This is a genomic window from Oceanicoccus sagamiensis (assembly GCF_002117105.1).
Lineage (GTDB): Bacteria > Pseudomonadota > Gammaproteobacteria > Pseudomonadales > Dasaniaceae > Oceanicoccus > Oceanicoccus sagamiensis.
This window is the reverse complement of record NZ_CP019343.1, coordinates 2,302,438-2,319,206: the sequence shown is the minus strand read 5'-3', so window position 1 is coordinate 2,319,206 and position 16,769 is coordinate 2,302,438. Positions and strand designations below refer to the sequence as shown.

The 16,769-nt window shown below is 43.7% G+C and carries 12 protein-coding genes; 10 read left to right on the top strand and 2 right to left on the bottom strand.

Annotated features, from left to right (window positions below):
• The first annotated feature begins 45 nt into the window (after nucleotides 1-45).
• From BST96_RS10550 to BST96_RS10505, 10 genes are all read left to right on the top strand, one after another.
• Entirely contained in the window at nucleotides 46-2,670 is a 2,625-nt protein-coding gene (locus BST96_RS10550; RefSeq protein ID WP_169713965.1) for a tetratricopeptide repeat protein, read from the top strand.
• A 151-nt stretch (nucleotides 2,671-2,821) separates the two neighbouring features.
• Nucleotides 2,822-4,183, top strand: coding sequence for a phenylacetate--CoA ligase family protein (locus tag BST96_RS10545; RefSeq protein ID WP_085758669.1), 1,362 nt, complete (start codon nucleotides 2,822-2,824; stop codon nucleotides 4,181-4,183).
• Nucleotides 4,180-5,358 (top strand): glycosyltransferase, encoded by a 1,179-nt coding sequence (locus BST96_RS10540; RefSeq protein ID WP_085758668.1) that lies wholly within the window; start codon nucleotides 4,180-4,182, stop codon nucleotides 5,356-5,358. The genes BST96_RS10545 and BST96_RS10540 overlap by 4 nt, the downstream gene beginning before the upstream one ends.
• 9 nt (nucleotides 5,359-5,367) lie before the next feature.
• Nucleotides 5,368-7,539, top strand: coding sequence for a glycosyltransferase (locus BST96_RS10535; protein ID WP_085758667.1), 2,172 nt, complete (start codon nucleotides 5,368-5,370; stop codon nucleotides 7,537-7,539).
• On the top strand, nucleotides 7,539-8,714 hold the full coding sequence (locus tag BST96_RS10530; RefSeq protein ID WP_085758666.1) for a glycosyltransferase: 1,176 nt from the start codon (nucleotides 7,539-7,541) through the stop codon (nucleotides 8,712-8,714). Before BST96_RS10535 ends, BST96_RS10530 begins: the two co-directional genes overlap by 1 nt.
• Complete coding sequence (locus BST96_RS10525) at nucleotides 8,707-9,798, top strand: glycosyltransferase (protein ID WP_085758665.1); 1,092 nt, start codon at nucleotides 8,707-8,709, stop codon at nucleotides 9,796-9,798. The genes BST96_RS10530 and BST96_RS10525 overlap by 8 nt, the downstream gene beginning before the upstream one ends.
• Nucleotide 9,799: 1 nt before the next feature.
• Nucleotides 9,800-10,810 carry a GNAT family N-acetyltransferase gene (locus BST96_RS10520; RefSeq protein ID WP_085758664.1) on the top strand — a complete coding sequence of 337 codons (1,011 nt, stop codon included), beginning with the start codon at nucleotides 9,800-9,802 and terminating at the stop codon, nucleotides 10,808-10,810.
• Complete coding sequence (locus BST96_RS10515) at nucleotides 10,807-12,330, top strand: lipopolysaccharide biosynthesis protein (protein WP_085758663.1); 1,524 nt, start codon at nucleotides 10,807-10,809, stop codon at nucleotides 12,328-12,330. Before BST96_RS10520 ends, BST96_RS10515 begins: the two co-directional genes overlap by 4 nt.
• A 38-nt stretch (nucleotides 12,331-12,368) precedes the next feature.
• Nucleotides 12,369-13,106 carry an aspartyl/asparaginyl beta-hydroxylase domain-containing protein gene (locus BST96_RS10510; RefSeq protein WP_085758662.1) on the top strand — a complete coding sequence of 246 codons (738 nt, stop codon included), beginning with the start codon at nucleotides 12,369-12,371 and terminating at the stop codon, nucleotides 13,104-13,106.
• Between the two features lie 264 nt (nucleotides 13,107-13,370).
• The gene (locus BST96_RS10505; protein ID WP_085758661.1) at nucleotides 13,371-14,447 is read left to right on the top strand and encodes a hypothetical protein; all 1,077 of its coding nucleotides are present in this window, start codon (nucleotides 13,371-13,373) and stop codon (nucleotides 14,445-14,447) included.
• Here the strand turns inward: BST96_RS10505 and BST96_RS10500 are convergent.
• Both BST96_RS10500 and BST96_RS10495 read right to left on the bottom strand, forming a co-directional pair.
• The gene (locus tag BST96_RS10500) at nucleotides 14,434-15,390 is read right to left on the bottom strand and encodes a glycosyltransferase family 2 protein (RefSeq protein ID WP_085758660.1); all 957 of its coding nucleotides are present in this window, start codon (nucleotides 15,388-15,390) and stop codon (nucleotides 14,434-14,436) included. The two genes, BST96_RS10505 and BST96_RS10500, sit on opposite strands and share 14 nt — an antisense overlap.
• 98 nt (nucleotides 15,391-15,488) lie before the next feature.
• Nucleotides 15,489-16,745, bottom strand: coding sequence for an O-antigen ligase family protein (locus BST96_RS10495; protein ID WP_085758659.1), 1,257 nt, complete (start codon nucleotides 16,743-16,745; stop codon nucleotides 15,489-15,491).
• Nucleotides 16,746-16,769: the final 24 nt, after the last annotated feature.

The window sequence follows — 16,769 nt, the reverse complement described above, 5'->3', positions numbered from 1 at the left end:
ATCAGCAAACTGGACTGCGGAGATTAACTATCAATGAATAGATCTATGACTACAACGTATATCAGGAACTACCTTTACGTCACACTACTTTCAGCCAGCCTGATATTTACAGGATGCTCCGACCCGGCAGCTGACAACGCCAAACAAGCAGAAATTCACAAAAAAACCTCTGCCTCCTACATGTCGCAAGGGCAATATCGTGCCGCCATTATCGAAGCACGCAATGTCATCAAGTATTCACCGGATTCAGCACAGGGCCACTTGGTTCTGGCAACAATTTATAGCAACCTGGGCAGTAGCCCTGCAGTCATCAAAACATTGGAACCCTTATCAGAGACCTATACTAATGAGGTGAGCCTGCCACTAGCCAAAGCCTACTCACAGGTCGGGAAGTATCAATCTGCCAGCAAGATGCTGGAGAATACCGACCAACAATCCATCGAGGCCATGCTGGTCCGAGCGCGTATCGAGGGAGGCCTCAACCATGTTGAGAGCGCTGAAAAAATATACCTTGACCTACTCGCCAAAGACGCAAGCAATGCTGAAGCACAACTAGCTTATATCCAGCTGCAATTAAGAAATCAAAAAAATCAAAGCGCCAATCTGGCACTGAATAAACTACTTCAGCAAGATCCCAACAACCCGGAAGCTCTGCTCTATAAAGCAGAGCTTGCCTATTTGGATAATCAGCTAGACGACACAGAAAACTACCTCACCCAGGCTCTACAACATTTGCCAGAAACTGACATCATGACAAGCCTCAAGTCAACAGTACTGTCGAGACTGGCCCAAACGCTAACGGAGCTTGGGCGCCCCAGCGAAAGCCTGATCTATACCAAAATTCTGGCCGAGGCCAACCCGGAAGCCCACCAAGCCAGACAGCAATACAACGAAGCTCTCGGCCTCTATCAATCAGGGGATATCGAACAAGCTGAAGAACTTCTGATAGAGCTTTATGAAAATAACCCAGGCAACAGCATGAGTGGTATGTTACTGGGCATCATCAATTTGCAGCAAGGGGACTTGGAAGAAGCTGGCAAATTACTTGAGGAAAATATTGATGCAGAAACATCAAGCAGCCAGGCAATTAGCTCGACAGCACTGACACAATTACGACTGAGAAAGCCCAAGCAAGCCGTCGAACTACTGGAAAAAGCCCTGTTATCACACCCTGAAGATGCTGGCATCCAGGCAGTCTATGGTCTGGCACTATTAAATATCGACAACACGGATACACGCGCAGCGCTGGCCTTACAAAAAGCATTGGCGATTGACCCTACACGCTACAAATTACACACCATACTAGCCCGCCATTATCTGGCTCTGGATAAAAACGAGCAGGCCTACGCACAATATAATGCCGCCCTGGAAAAAGCGCCCAACAGTCAGGATATCAAAGATGATTATATCAACGCACTATTGAACAATGGTGAACAGGATAAAGCCTTACAACTCAACAACCGCTTTATCCAACAAAACCCGGAAGATCCAAAGGCCTATTTACAAGCTGCGCGGATTAACTCCATTAACAAAGATCTGGCTGCTGCCGAGAAGAACCTAAACAAGACTATTAGCCTTGCTCCTGATAATGCAGCCGCATTATTAGCTCTCGGTCAATTACAGCTGGCTGAGAAAAAACCCTCTAAAGCCATTAATAATTTCCGCAAATCATTGGCTGTAAAACCCAGTACCGCTGGTTACAAAGGGCTTATCACTGGCTACCAACTTAACAATGATGGCGATAAAGTTATCAGTGAACTAAGCACTGAAGCCGAAGCCTCGCCAGATAACAGCACCCTGCATACAGTGCTAGCCGAATATTACGCTATCGAAAACCAGGGTGAAATGGCCCTGAAATTTGCCGATAGCGCTATAGATAGCAAACCAATATCAAACTACACCCGATCCACAGCCATCAATATTTACAGAACCCAATCACTGCGCTCTTTGGCTGACGGGGATATTGCCACTGGTCGCAACCGGCTATCGAAGGCCATCGTATTAGCCCCCAATAATGGCATCCTTCAGGCTGAACTGATCAAGCTTGAAATACAAGCACAAAATTTTGATGAAGCCATGAAAATTGCTGAGCAAATAGAGCAAAGCGAGCAAGGCAGCGTTGCCGGGAAGTATTTCAAAGCTCAGGTACGTGCCGAACAACAGCAGTGGCCAGAGGCAATCAGCCATATACAAAAGGCCTGGGAACAATCTCCCTCTGGGCGCATAGGTTCGCTTTACTATACGATTTTGAAAAAATCCGGCAACGCTGAAAAGGCCATGAGCCTACTGGATGACTGGATAAGTAAAATCCCGCAGAGCTCTAACCCGGTTACGCTTAAAGCTATAGAGTTTCAGAAAGACGGTGATAACAACGCCGCCGCCGATCTGTATGGCCGGGCTATCAAGTTGAACCCTAAAGATGGTATCGCCCTGAATAATCTGGCTTGGCTATATTATGAAAAAGGGGATGAGCGAGCAGAAGAAACCGCCAGTCAGGCTTATGCGACAGTCCCAAACAGCCCAGGCGTTCTTGATACCTATGGCTGGATTTTAGTGCAAAAGGGCAAGGTAGCAGAAGGCATTAAATTGCTGGAAAGAGCTGAAAGCCTCACTAATGGTAAATCAAAAGAAATCAGCCAGCATCTTAAGGAGGCAGAAGCTCTGCTGTGATATATCCAGCGTAATATACTGCGCGACTATAGCACTTACATACTGGAATCATAACCTTTAACAAAAGCGAAAAATCTACATATATTTACGCCATTATATTTAATAACAGCATCTTCAAGTAAGAAGCAATATACGGACAAAGGTTATCCAGATGCTAAAGCAGATTGACAATTTTATTGCCTGGGGAGTTTACCAGCTCTGGGAATTTAAAGAGGGTAACAATAGAATTGAAACCACGAAATCACTGGCGCAGCAACAATGGCTGTCGCCAGAAGACATTGCAGCTATTCAGCTGGAAAAGTTAAAACACATTCTAGGCCATGCCAAAAAAACCAGCCCCTGGTATAGCGAACGGCTAAAGCATATCGACATAGAAAAAACCAACACGCTAGAGGTGCTGCTTGAAATCCCGGTAACCACAAAAATAGAACTGCGGGAAAATACTGCACATTTTATTAGCAACCAGTACAACATCGAAGAACTGGTCATGGCTAAAACGGGCGGCTCAACAGGCACGTCATTAAACCTGTACTTCGACAAGCTCTGCCAGCAAAAGAGAAATGGCGCTCAAAACTTCGCAGACAGCTGGGCCGGCTGGAAACCAGGCTATAAAACGGCAGCGCTATGGGGAAATCCTCCAACAGCCGACACGCTGAAGAAGCGCTTACGATCTGCTCTGCTTGAACGAAGCATCTGCCTGGACACCATGAAGATCGATCAGGAAAGCATTAAAGACTTTCTTGTCGAATGCCAGAGTTTTAAACCTGACATTCTTTTTGGCCATGCCCATTCAATTTATATCCTGGCTAAGTATATTGTCGATAACAACATCGAGGCGCCGCCATTCAAGGGGATTATTGCCACCTCTATGATGCTGCTGGATAACGAAAGAGAAATCATACAGCAGGTGTTCAAACAAGCTGTAACCAACCGATATGGCTGTGAGGAAGTTGGGCTTATCGCTTGCGAATGTGAGCAGCATAAGGGCATGCATATAAACAGCAGCCATGTCATCGTCGAGTGTCTGGATGATAATGACAAGCCCGTGCCACAGGGACAGCCCGGGAAACTGGTGATTACAGACCTGAATAATTTTGGCATGCCATTAATTCGCTACCGTGTAGAGGATGTCGGCGTACTGTCTAATCGCCAATGCCCCTGCGGAAGACAACTCCCCTTTCTAGAAAGACTGGAAGGCCGTGTCGCTGATTTTCTTAAAACAGATAGTGGCGGACAAGTATCAGGTATTTCGCTTATCGAAAGGACCCTAACTAAAATCCCCGGCATTGAGCAGATGCAACTTGTACAAAATAGTCTTGAGTCACTTGAGATCAATCGGGTAAAAGGCCATGAGTATAACGACCATACCGATACCGCTCTCAAGCAGGAATTAGCCGATGTTTTTGGCGACAAGGTCGAGCTTATTATCAATGACGTGCCATCAATACCCCAACTTAAAAACGGCAAGTTCAGATTCTCCATTTGCAACCTGCAAGTCGATGTAAGGCCATGAAGAACAACAAGCAGTACCAACTGATTAACTTTGGCTACAACCCATGGTCAGACTACTGGAAGAGAAATCAAACCATCTTCCACCACATTGCACAACAAAGCTATATTGAAAAATCTTATTACGTCAACTCTGGTGTCTGGCTGGGAAAACTACTGACAGACCCAAAGCATGAGCTAAGCCCCCCAAGAAGATACAACTGGTCCTTTGTGCGTCCAAAAAATCGGCAAGGACACAGGGTATATACGCCTCTATTCTTTCCTTTTAGCTTACGCTTCAAAGCACTCACACACATTATCAAAAGGCTTTTTTTCAAAATCATCAATATAGGCAATAAAAAAACTATAGTGATTGCCAATGACTACGCATCGGCGATGCATACCCTGACAAGACCCACATGGGAAAAGGCAGATATTAAGATTTTTGATTGGTCTGATGATTTTTCAGCCTTCGAAAGCAACGAAGACAATAAAAGGAAAATTACTGAATCCGTAGACTATTATTTAAAAACCGCTGATATAGTTTTAACTATCAATGAAAAACTGAGCCAACAGGCAAAAACTATTGCCAAGCATGTTCTGCAAGTACCCAATGCAACCAATTATTTCACCTTCAAGCAGCCCGGCACACTGGCTACTATAGCAGAACTGGAAGCTCTATCCGGCCCGATTATAGGCTATATAGGCTGGCTTAACCCAACGCGACTGGACAGTGAATTAATCGACTATATGGCTAAAAGCAGGCCGGATTACAACTTTGTTTTTATGGGGCCATCGACGGATGAGCATCCACTTGGCATGGCAGCCGAGAGCAATAACAATGTTTATATATTACCACCTCGTCAATACACTCAACTCTATAGTGTTTATAACTATTTTGACGTCTGCATACTACCTAACTTAATTAATGAACATACCAATGGCAATGACCCCATTAAACTCTATGACTACCTTGCCAGTGGCAAACCACTGGTCACAACCAACACCTCAGGGGCTGATAAACTGGCCGATGTTATTTCAATTGCACACAGCCATGGCGAGTTCCTCGAAGCAATAGACGACTCGTTGGCAGGTGACAATGGTGAGACTGAGGCCAGAGTTAAACTTGCCTTTGATAACTCATGGGAAAAACGCATCACATTAATTCTAGATGAAATCAATACCATAAAGGACAAGTAGGCCCAGCTAATGAAACAAAACAAGCGTGTCTTATTTTTTATACATGAATATGCCCCATTATTTTCTGGCCACGGCATCTATCTCAGGGCTTTATTCCCTTACCTGATTAAAAAGGGTTACTCCATCGAGCTGCTGACACTGGATTATGGTCACCTGCCTAAAACAGATTATATTGATAACATTAAAGTTAATCGTATACCCTACCAACCCAATGCCAAATTCCATGAAATGAAAATGGCTCTTAGGATATTATTATTTTTGTGGAGCAACAGGCACAAATATGATTATTTCCAGTTTAGTGGTCATGTCGATGAATACTGCCTACTAACCCTGTTTTGCAAATTATTTAATAAGAAAATAATTATGCAAATGGTCTTACTGGGTGCCGACGACCCTAAGTCCATATCCACCGCCTATCGATTTATGAATGTGAGGTTTAAAGTATTACGAAAAATAGATGCCTTTATGGTTATCTCTAAAGCCATTGAAGAATCCTGCTATGAACTGAAATTTGACGTAAACAAAGTCACCAAAGTGCGCCAGGGTGTCGACACACAACGATTCAGCCCTGTATCCACTCAAGAAAAGCAAGCGTTACGACGGGACTTCGGATTGGACGAAGATGCACAATATGTGTTGTTCGTTGGCGCGATTCTTGAACGTAAAGGTGTCGATATTCTGCTAGAGGCCTGGCCGAAAGTTATGGCGAACAACCCCAAAGCCAAACTTCTTCTGGTAGGACCCAATGAATTTGAGACACAGGAATTCAGTATTTTTGCAGAAAAAATGCAAGCACTTGCCAGCGAGCAACAGCTAAGCGTTCAGTTTCAAGGGGCTTCCGATCAAGTCGATAAATATATGAAGCTGGCTGATTTATTTGTTCTCCCATCCAGAAAGGAGGGCTTTGGCAATGTGATTATTGAGGCAATGGCCTGCGGCATACCACCTATTGTAACGTATATGGATGGTGTTGCCCTGGAAAGCGTTGAAGACAATAGAACCGGGCTGATTGTTCACTCCGAAGCAGAGCTGGCAACAGCCATTAACCGACTACTGACTCATCCAGAAGACAGGGCAACGATGGGGCAAGCGGCACTAAAACATGCCATTAATAAATTCAGCTTCAATGAAGTGGTCAAGGATTTCACCGATATTTATGAAGAGCTAGACACTCCCGGTTCAAATCTGGCAACTTATAGCAAAAAAATAGTCAGCTCAAATAGTCTGAAGGCGCTATCAAAAAACATCGTGCTATATAGCGGTATCTTACCCGCCATGCGTTATATAAAACGCTCCCAACCTATCATACTGATGTATCACCGTATTCTAAACCGCCCGGAATCAGGCGCCATTCAACCGGGCGTTTTTAAACAACAAATGCAGTATCTGATGCAAAATTATAATGTCATCTCGATTGATGAGTTATTAGAGAGACTTAACAACAATACGGTAGAGCCATACTCTGTAGCCATTACCTTTGACGATGGCTATGGTGATTTTTATCATAAGGCCTGGCCAATCCTTCGCCAACTGCAACTACCCGCAAGCCTTTATATAACGACAGGGTTTATTGATGGCAAACAATGGCTATGGCCAGACATCCTTCGGTACTTACTCAACAACACCCATAAAAGCATTATCTCTCACCCTATACTTGGCGAAATACGGCTGGGTAAACATGAGATACAAACAGCCTGGAGTAGAATTGCCGATATATTATTGCCACTATCCACGACTGAACGCGATTCAATCTTCCAACACCTTTTTGCACAACTGGAAGTTATTCCACCAGAGCAACCCACCAATGATTACCGCCCACTGACGTGGCGCAACTTACAAGACATGTCTGAGCAGGGACTTGATATTGGCAGTCACACCATTACACACCCAGTACTTTCCAATCTGGATGATCAAGACATTGAACGGGAACTACTGCTTTCAATGCATAGAATTGAAGAACAGATTGGCAAAAGACCCAACGGTATCTGCTATCCAAACGGGCGGTCAGAAGATATTAACAATACCGTCCTCTCTATCGCTAAAGAGACTAACTATCAGTATGGTGTTCTGGCCATTAATCGCTCTATCGATAAAAGCCGAAAGTTTGAACTGGGCAGGATACCTGCACCAGACAGCCTGAAACAATTTAAGCTGTTATTGGCAAGAGCAGGCACGCAATAATGCCACACAATAACAACAAAAAAGTTTTACACCTAATAGATAGCGGAGGCGTGTATGGGGCTGAAAAAGTCATATTAAACCTGTCTCAGCATATGCGCTCAAATCAGGAATTTACACCGATTATTGGCTGCATCGTTAATAGCGAACAGGATAACAATGATCTCTATGACGCCGCTCTTGCGTTGAATATCGATGCCATTAAAGTTCCCATCAGAAATACATTGATAGCCTATGATGCCCTTTTAGCAGGCAAAGCTTTTCAAAGATCAGGCATTGATATTATTCACTCTCATGGCTATAAACCCTCGGTACTGGCTTTCTTTATTTCACTATTTACTGACATAGCCATAACAGCAACCTGTCATCTCTGGTTCAACCCCAATCAGGGCCCGATTAAAATGCGGGTTATGGTAGCCCTTGAAAAACAGTTTTATAAGCACCGGAATTTTTCATACATTATCGGCGTATCCGAAGAGATAGGTGAAGAACTCTCTTCTAAAGGTATTGCTACAGAGAAAATTAAGATTATTAAAAACGGTATCAATATAGCCGACTTTGCCAAGCAGAAAAAGGATGGCGATCTATTAAGGAAAGCACTGAATATTTCGGACAGCGATATTGTAGTCTCCAATATTGCACGGCTGACTCAACAAAAATCGCAATCAACACTACTGGAGGCTGCTGCCTTATTAAGACATCAGGGACACCCGGTAGAATTGCTAATAGTGGGTGAGGGTGAGTTAAAAGAAGACTTGTTGGCACAAGCTGACCACTTAGCGATTTCTGAGCACGTCCATTTCTTAGGCTTTCGCGACGATATCCCTGCCCTACTCAATATCTCCACCGCTTTTGCCATGCCATCCATTGATGAAGGGATGCCTATCAGCCTGTTAGAGGCTGCTGCCGCAAAAACGCCCATCATCACCACCCAAGTGGGCGATATTGGGAAATTAATTGTCGACAATGATTCCGGATTAATTATTGATATCGATAAACCCCAGCAACTGGCTGATAAGATTTTAACTGTTGCACTAGACACATCTGGAAAAATCAGCCAATTTACTGACAAAGCCTACCAGATGATGGAAGAGCACTACTCAGCCAGAGCTATGACTGACAACTACCAGACGCTTTATCGAACTCTTCTCGACTTGCGGCCCAACAACCATGAATAAAATAAAAATTCTATTCTGTATTGATAAACTAGTCCGAGGGGGTACGGAGCTACAACTTATCGGCCTGATCAAGCACCTGGATAGAACTATCTTTGAGCCCCATTTATTAACGATTCGAGAGTCCGATAGCGACTTAATACCCGAGGACTGTATTCACCTACACTGGCCTACATCTAAAATTTTTGCCCCTCAGGGGTTTCTAACAGGGTTAAAACTGACCAAATATCTCAACAACCAGAATATTAGTATTGTACAAACCTTTTTTCAGGATTCGACAATATTAGCGGGCGCAGCTGCAAAACTGGCCAATGTGCCGGTCAGAATTTCCTGTTTCAGAGATATGGGATTTTGGCAAAGCACTCTACAAAATTTTGTGCTCAAACGTATCAACCACGTAATGACAGGGCATATTGCCAACGCGCAGATTGTTGCCCGGCACTTTCATCAAGCCTACGCTATACCAATGGAGAAAATGGCGATTTTCCCTAATGGTCTCGACCAGAACACATTGCCCTTTTCCCAAGCTCGAGACCGTGTTGCCAATATTGCAATGGTTGGCAATATGACAAGACAGGTCAAACGATTTGACCTATTTGTTGCAGCCGCAGCCCTGGTATCTGAAAACCATCCGGATATCCGCTGGCATATTATTGGTGAAGGCCATCTGCGCTCTGACCTTGAACAACAAGCCAGAGAATTGGGGGTTTTAGATAAGATAATTTTTACCGGCCGCATTAGTCATATCCCTGATTATTTAAATGATATTGATATCGGCATTATCTGCTCAGACTCAGAAGGCTTAAGCAACGCTATCATTGAATATATGTTTAAAGGTGTCACCACCATTGCGACCAACGTTGGTGGCAACCCCGAATTAGTTGAGCATACAACTACTGGACTTTTAGTTGAGGCAGGAGATCACCAACAACTTGCAGATCAAATTTTAAACCTGATAAAACACCCGGAGCTTCGACATCAACTCGCGCAGAATGCCCGCGATACTGTCGAGAAAAAATATAGCTGGGAGTATTGCGTTCAAGCCCATCAAAACTATTATCTCCAGCAATTAGAGGGCTTAAGATAAAGTGAGCCATCCAACTTCTCGCACGCTATTTAGGTCAACTCCCTGGCTACAGGCCTGGATAGAAACCTATGGTAACGACCCCGCGTTAAAGCTTATAGACCTTGGCGGCCGAAAAGACCCTTTGGATTATGTCTATTTGACAACGGCCCAATTAAAAGGCGTTTTACCTGTTAACAGCTTATGTCTGGCGGGTATGCCCTATGCTAAAATTGACACTCCCCGTGCCGAGTATTTAAATCACAATATGCTGATGTCTGACAACGCCCCTTTTGCTGACGAAATAAAGCGCCTCAACCCTCATCAAATATGCATTGCGGATATTGATACCTCATTAAATCCCAGTGACAGCCTGCGCCAGGTCGCGTCCAGGTATTCAAGACACCTGTTTATCCAGAAAAAAGAGCAGGCCTATTCAATCGAACCCACTGAATTCGAGACCTATTTATCGACACTCTCTGCATCGACTCGACGAAGCTATTTTAATCAACGCAAAAAACTTGATGCCATTGGCAAAGTTGAGCTGACAACCTATCCGGTCGAGGACGCGGCACTTTTTTTCAGTGCCCATAATCAACTCCATCGGCTGCGCTGGGGCATACCCTGCTATTCGGACAGAACACAATCTTTTCTACAGAGCTTTATGACTGACTTAATCCGGGAGAATGGCCTGCCAATCATGCAAACCATGTCCCTTAATGGAGAAGTCATCGCCACCCTCTTCGACATTAGCTGGCAAGGTCGACGCTATAATTTTCAATCGTGCTTTAAAAGCCTGGAGAACTCTAATCTGGCAGTCGGCTCACTCATGCTGGGCCATGCTATTGAAGAGTCCCTAAGGCAACATCAAGCTTATGACCTGATGGCAGGCCGTGGTAAAAACAGCGCTTATAAAAGCCTTATCTCAACAACTTCGACAGAACTTTACTCGATTAGTCTCATGAATAAACCGCTGTATCAATTAGTCAACACGCACCGGCTAATAAAAAACAAGCTACAGGGTCTTAGACCATGACCTCTAAAGCCTCCTTAATCCTGAAAGGCTCAGGCTTTCGCATACTGCAAACTCTGGTAGTGGTTATTATTGGCTTCTTAATGATGCCGTTTTTAATCAACACCCTTGGCACAGATCTCTATGGGCTATGGATTGTTATAGGCAGCGTGGTGGCCAGCTTTTATATTCTCGACTTAGGCTTTTCTCAAGCCGTAACCCGCTATGTCTCAAAAAGCATCCATGAGAATGACCCTCATCAAGCAAATGTAGTGATTAACACATCTTTATTAATCTATATTGCTTTAGGCTTGGTTGTTGTTATTGTCACTTATCTGGTCGCACTGTTCGGTATCGAGTCTATTATGGACAATACTGAACAGGTGTCACTGACTCAAATCGTGCTAATTATTCTTGGCACCTCTCTGGCGCTGGACTTTCCATCCAAAGCATACCCCGGCATTGTCAATGCCTATATGCGTTTTGATTTTGTAGCCAAAACACGGCTTTGCAAAAGTGTTATAGATGCTGCCCTGATTTATTATTTTCTGTCAAATGGTCACGGCATCATCACTATGGCCATTATTATGTTTGTCACTGGCTTGATCAGTACCTCTATCTTTATGTGGTTCACCCATCAACTATTTAAAGAGCTGTCTTATGGAAAAAAATATATCAACAAAGAAACACTGATTGATATGTCACACTTCAGTAAGTGGGTACTGATCATTGATATTTCCAATATATTACGCGACAAAATGGACATATGGTTTATTGCTTATTTCTTATCTAACTCGATACTAACCACCTACTATGTCGGTATCCGACTAGCTGATTATGCGATGCAGTTTCTGGTTCAGGCAACAGGGTTTACCTCCCCCATACTGACCGAGTATTACACCAAGAAAGATTACCTTAGGTTACAAGACAGCATCTCATTATTTATAAAAGCCAACCTTGTCTTGAGTATGATTACCTTATCGGGGTTTTTTATTGTCGGGGAAAGCTTTATCAGCCTTTGGATGGGACCGGAGTTTAGCGCCCATGAAGCAACGATCTGCTTACTCATTCTTGCATCAGGCCGACTGGCAGCCTATGTCAGCAGCCCCTTACAAAGCCTGCTAATGACCACCAATCAACACAACCTAAGCGCCTGGATTGCCCTGGCTGAAACACTGCTATCTGTTGCCCTGTGCTGGATTCTTGTCCCCCTGCACGGCATCACAGGGGCAGCAGCAGCAGTAGCAACGCCTTATGTGCTGGGCCGGCTGATTATCCTGCCCTTACTGATGCCAAAAAACCTATCGATTAACAGCGCCTCCCTGCTACCAAAATGTGCTATTTTCACAGTAATATCACTATTGATTTCATATACAGCAACGATACTATATCCACAAAACTCTGCGCTTGATTTGATCGGCATCATCACCGCTACAGTCATGATTATCAGCTCACATCTGGTGGCGGCGCTGGTGATATTATCAAAGCGAGAACTGGAACTGATCAAAGCATTACTCATCAGGAAAAAAGCTGGAAATCATTAACGGACCTAGTATATCGCGGCTTGAAGGACGCTCTATTTATGTATCAATATTACGACCTCACAGAAAGACTACCTTTCACTATTGACCTTGATAGACTGCGCCTGGAGATCAAACAACTCGAAGATAAGCAGTGGCTGGATCACTATGATACCGCCCTCGCTGATGGCTGGACCACCATCCCTCTGGTTACTCATGATGGCAGCTCGGACAATGAAAACTCACAGCGTATTGGGCAATTTGGTCACTATAAAAGAACCCAGTATGTCGACGAACTTCCCTACCTCAAAGAACTGTTAGACAACTTTAAATGCCCCCATGGCCGCATCCGCATTATGAAATTAATGCCAGGAACCATTATTCGGGAGCACCGTGATACCTTTAATGAGGTTTCCGACTATGCCTTTGGGCAGGTTCGCCTGCATATCCCCATCGTCACTAACGATAAAGTCATTTTTACGGTTAACGGCACTAACTACCACCTTAGCGAAGGCCGCTTACACTATGTCAATTTCACTAAAAAACACTATGTGAAAAATGACGGCACAGAACCAAGAGTTCATCTGGTACTTGACCTGCAAGTCAATGATTTTCTTGAAAATATCTTTCCAAAATCCACACTGATACAGCGTATTGAAATGGCCTCCAGTCGCTTCTTTACACCCTTGCTGATCTGGTTCCCGCTACGCAGCTGGCAAACCATTACCATGACATTTTGGAAACTCTACGAAGGCTCATTACTGCAACGGATACGGCACCGGTTGTTCCCTAAAACCTAGCCACCCTAGGTGTTTACCGATGGAATATGGCATTGGATCACGTTCTGGTAAAACCGCTAACAATTTGTGACGGTGATCACTGTGTAAATAGTGATGTCATCTATACTATCTTTATATTGGCCATGTCTTTACAAGCCCGTGCTCCAGAAGCACTAATAATCTATTAGCCTGGATTCAATAGTAGGTACCAAAATGAAAGCTTCGTTAAATACATTAAAATCAATAGCTCTAATAAATTTATGCCTTATACCCTTTTCATCTGCTATGGCGGAGATAAAGGCAACCGGCCTATTAGAGGATGGTGAAATCATCACGCTAGAAGGCAGTGGTATGGGCAGCCATTTGTTAGATATTGGCGTCATGGGCAATAAAACCTCCCCCCAGAAAACCGGCCAACCAGGCGAGAAGCTGGCGAATAATGTCAATAACTTTAGTTATGGTGGTGGCGTTCGTTCAGACCTTTATGTCTATGAAGGGGAACACTCTCGTGTTGATGGAGAACCCGTTATTACCGGTAATGCCCAGGACCTCGGTGCATACAAGAATGCCACCCTGGTCTATGATTTTGGCGAACAACTGGAGCCCGGCTCGCAAATTTACTTTACCTACTGGGTAAAAATGAATAGTGAGCAAAGTGAAGGGCAATGGAAAATGTGGCGCGTGAGTAATACCGACAACATTAGTGACCACACGGGCGAAATCGTTCGCTCCAACTGGACAACGATGCAATATGCCATTATGCACACAACGGATGATGGCAACCTGCCACGCTATTATCTCGAAAAACCGTGGGATAATTTTCCTAATCATGGGCAGGGAGAATGGACCAGAGTAGAAGCTTCTCTCACGATGTCTAACTACAATGTAGACGACGGCATATTAGATATTACTACCCATGACAGGAATTTTGTAACGGCACCCTTCAATCCGGAAATGAAAAATTACCGGGGCTGGACCGCACCCAATATGGCAAACTATACCGATCCTTTTGATCGCTACCGCTACCTGATCCTGCAAAATTATTTTGGTAACGGCTATAACAACGCTGATGTTTATATCGAAGACCTCTATGTCCAGCATGGCGAGAAAAAGCGTCTAGAGATTTGTGAGTCTGAAAACTGGGTACAATGTGCACACAGAGAAATACAATTCCCCTCCTCCTGGACAGATACCGAGCTAACGTTTGAGCTTAACTATGGCTCTTTTAACCATGGGGATACCGTATTCGTACATATTATCGACAACAATGACGTCTCAATAGCTAGCACCCAGATTACTCTGGGGGAAAACTTAACGGCTCCGGTACCACCAAACCCGCCCAATAATATTACGATTGAATAATGCGCTTAGGGCCAACTATTTTATCCCGTAGATAATGTACAAAACCAATAGCTCGGCCCAGAAAATACAAGTAAAAAATGACTGAACCAAGAAGCAACTGTTTTAAGCCCATTTGCTGAAACTTTATATAAGATGAGAGCAGGCAGAGTAAGACCAATAAGACAAGACTACAAACAGACAAGTAGCCACTCCATGGTATAAACAGCAGCGCCGCAATATGTAAAAGCAGAAAAACCACAGATAATACTGCCACCCTACTATTAATAAAGTGACTAAAATCCAGAAAATCTCCCTTTGAATGCCAGGTTTCTCGATTGATAAAACCCTTCAGAGACTTGGGGTAACCATGGTGTATCAGTTTAAACATGGCATCATGCCTGATTACCGCACCAGCCGCCTTGCATCGACTGGAAAAATCCACATCCTCGCCAGTCTCTAACCTGCTATCAAAACCGTCTACACGATTAAAAGTGGTTCTATTAGTAATTATGTTACAGCCATTAATATAGCCGGGAGCTTCTAGCGCGCCCAGCATACCAAACCAATATTTTTCAAGAAAAGAAGGGTTGTGAGGAACGATGCACTTCGCGCCAGTGACCAGAGCAGCATCGGCACTAAGCTCCCCCCATATATCATCAATCCTGGCGGCCCAGGGCGCCAGAATTTCAGTATCGCCGTCGAAAAACACCAGCACATGATGCTGAGCCAGTGAAGCACCTATATTTCTGGCCACTGAGGGGTATACTTTATCGTCAAGCCTCTTATAGACCAAATCATAATCTTGCAGCGCGCCGTATAGGTCATCATCCGAGCCATTATCAACGACGACAATTTGCAACTCAAAGTGCACACCAAGAAACCGCAGCACACTATCTACCAGCACCGGTAGAGTTTTCGCTTCGTTATACGCCGGTATAATAACGCTAATTTTTCTTTCAACCATTTTAAACGACCTACCATTGTATCAACAGCACTTGATCTGCCAGCTTTGTTGATCACTATGTATTCACAGTGAAACCGGTATTAGTAATATCTCTGACGCTAGCGATGCTGAGAGTCATATATCTTATAAGCAATATTACAGCACGCCAAAGTTAAGCCTATTGCCCACCACCAATAAATTTCATACATATCCATACCAAACATGCCTAAAATCAATCTCGCCGCAATATAGGCAATCACTGCATTGCCACAGGCAATGATAAACTTTGCATCAGGGGTGTCGATATCTGACAATCTGGACAGGGTATGCCTATTAGCATTTATTATTCTTTTCACAAACAGATAAAATATAAGCAGCCCTATAAACCCCATATTCGTCAGCACTTCAAGATACAGATTGTGAGTATCCTGAAACTCACCAAACATCTCTATTCTCACCTTGGGAAATGCACCAATACCCACACCCATTGGATGTTCAATAAAAACATCAATAGCATCATAGATAATTTGCTTTCTTGTATTCGCAGAAGAACCCTCAGCCTCTTTTTGAGTAAAAATACTTTCAAAGCGCCCTTTGTATTCATCAGGGATAAAATTCAGAGAGACCAGCATCAATATAGAAGCCAGGAAAAAAGCCCCAAAAAATCCCCGCTTAAATCTTTTTCCTAAAACATAAAGCACCAACAATGCAAAGGCGACATAACCCGTTCTGGAACCGGCAAACAACAAAATTACCAGACCAAAAACTCCTAGACAGATCAACCCTATTTTCATCGGCTTATTGACGACAGGAAAGAAATTATAGATAAACGGAAACAAGCAAACAGCAAAACCGCCAAAATTATTAGGGTGCTCGTACATGCTTATAGAACCATGCAAGCGGTTTATACCCTGATTTTCCCATACCAAGGAACCACTCAACCACCCCAAAAAACCTTCTTGCCCAGCCTTAAGTGCTGCCAAAAAATAACAGAACAGGACAAATTTAAGCTTCGGTACCGTATCTATAAAAACCGCAACAAAAAGTGCCATAAGCGAAAACTTAAAAGCGCGGTTAAGATATATATTCCAGGAATAGAGAACATCTACTGAAAGAACTACAAAGAGAGCCATATATAAAATATATAGAACACTGATAGAAACCAAAGGCCGGTCTGATTTATAGATTTTCTGACTGGACAGCTGAAAAAAAGCACCAAGCGTCAGAAATAAACCTAAGATAAACTCATAACGTATTGCTCCTAGCAACTCTATTCTTAAGCCCAGCTGAGTAAACCAGGAAAAAACATAGACTCCCGCCATAAACGACCAGAAGTCAATTTTTCCTGAATAGTCCAAGCTCTTTGAATTATTCATTAGAAGAAATCATAAAATTTATCT

Bases quoted from the DNA above. Each gene is read 5' to 3' on its own strand.
- BST96_RS10550 (WP_169713965.1), top strand. From the start codon at position 46: ATGACTACAACGTATATCAGGAACTACCTTTACGTCACACTACTTTCA.
- BST96_RS10545 (WP_085758669.1), top strand. From the start codon at position 2,822: ATGCTAAAGCAGATTGACAATTTTATTGCCTGGGGAGTTTACCAGCTC.
- BST96_RS10540 (WP_085758668.1), top strand. From the start codon at position 4,180: ATGAAGAACAACAAGCAGTACCAACTGATTAACTTTGGCTACAACCCA.
- BST96_RS10535 (WP_085758667.1), top strand. From the start codon at position 5,368: ATGAAACAAAACAAGCGTGTCTTATTTTTTATACATGAATATGCCCCA.
- BST96_RS10530 (WP_085758666.1), top strand. From the start codon at position 7,539: ATGCCACACAATAACAACAAAAAAGTTTTACACCTAATAGATAGCGGA.
- BST96_RS10525 (WP_085758665.1), top strand. From the start codon at position 8,707: ATGAATAAAATAAAAATTCTATTCTGTATTGATAAACTAGTCCGAGGG.
- BST96_RS10515 (WP_085758663.1), top strand. From the start codon at position 10,807: ATGACCTCTAAAGCCTCCTTAATCCTGAAAGGCTCAGGCTTTCGCATA.
- BST96_RS10510 (WP_085758662.1), top strand. From the start codon at position 12,369: ATGTATCAATATTACGACCTCACAGAAAGACTACCTTTCACTATTGAC.
- BST96_RS10505 (WP_085758661.1), top strand. From the start codon at position 13,371: ATGGCGGAGATAAAGGCAACCGGCCTATTAGAGGATGGTGAAATCATC.
- BST96_RS10500 (WP_085758660.1), bottom strand. From the start codon at position 15,390: ATGGTTGAAAGAAAAATTAGCGTTATTATACCGGCGTATAACGAAGCG.
- BST96_RS10495 (WP_085758659.1), bottom strand. From the start codon at position 16,745: ATGAATAATTCAAAGAGCTTGGACTATTCAGGAAAAATTGACTTCTGG.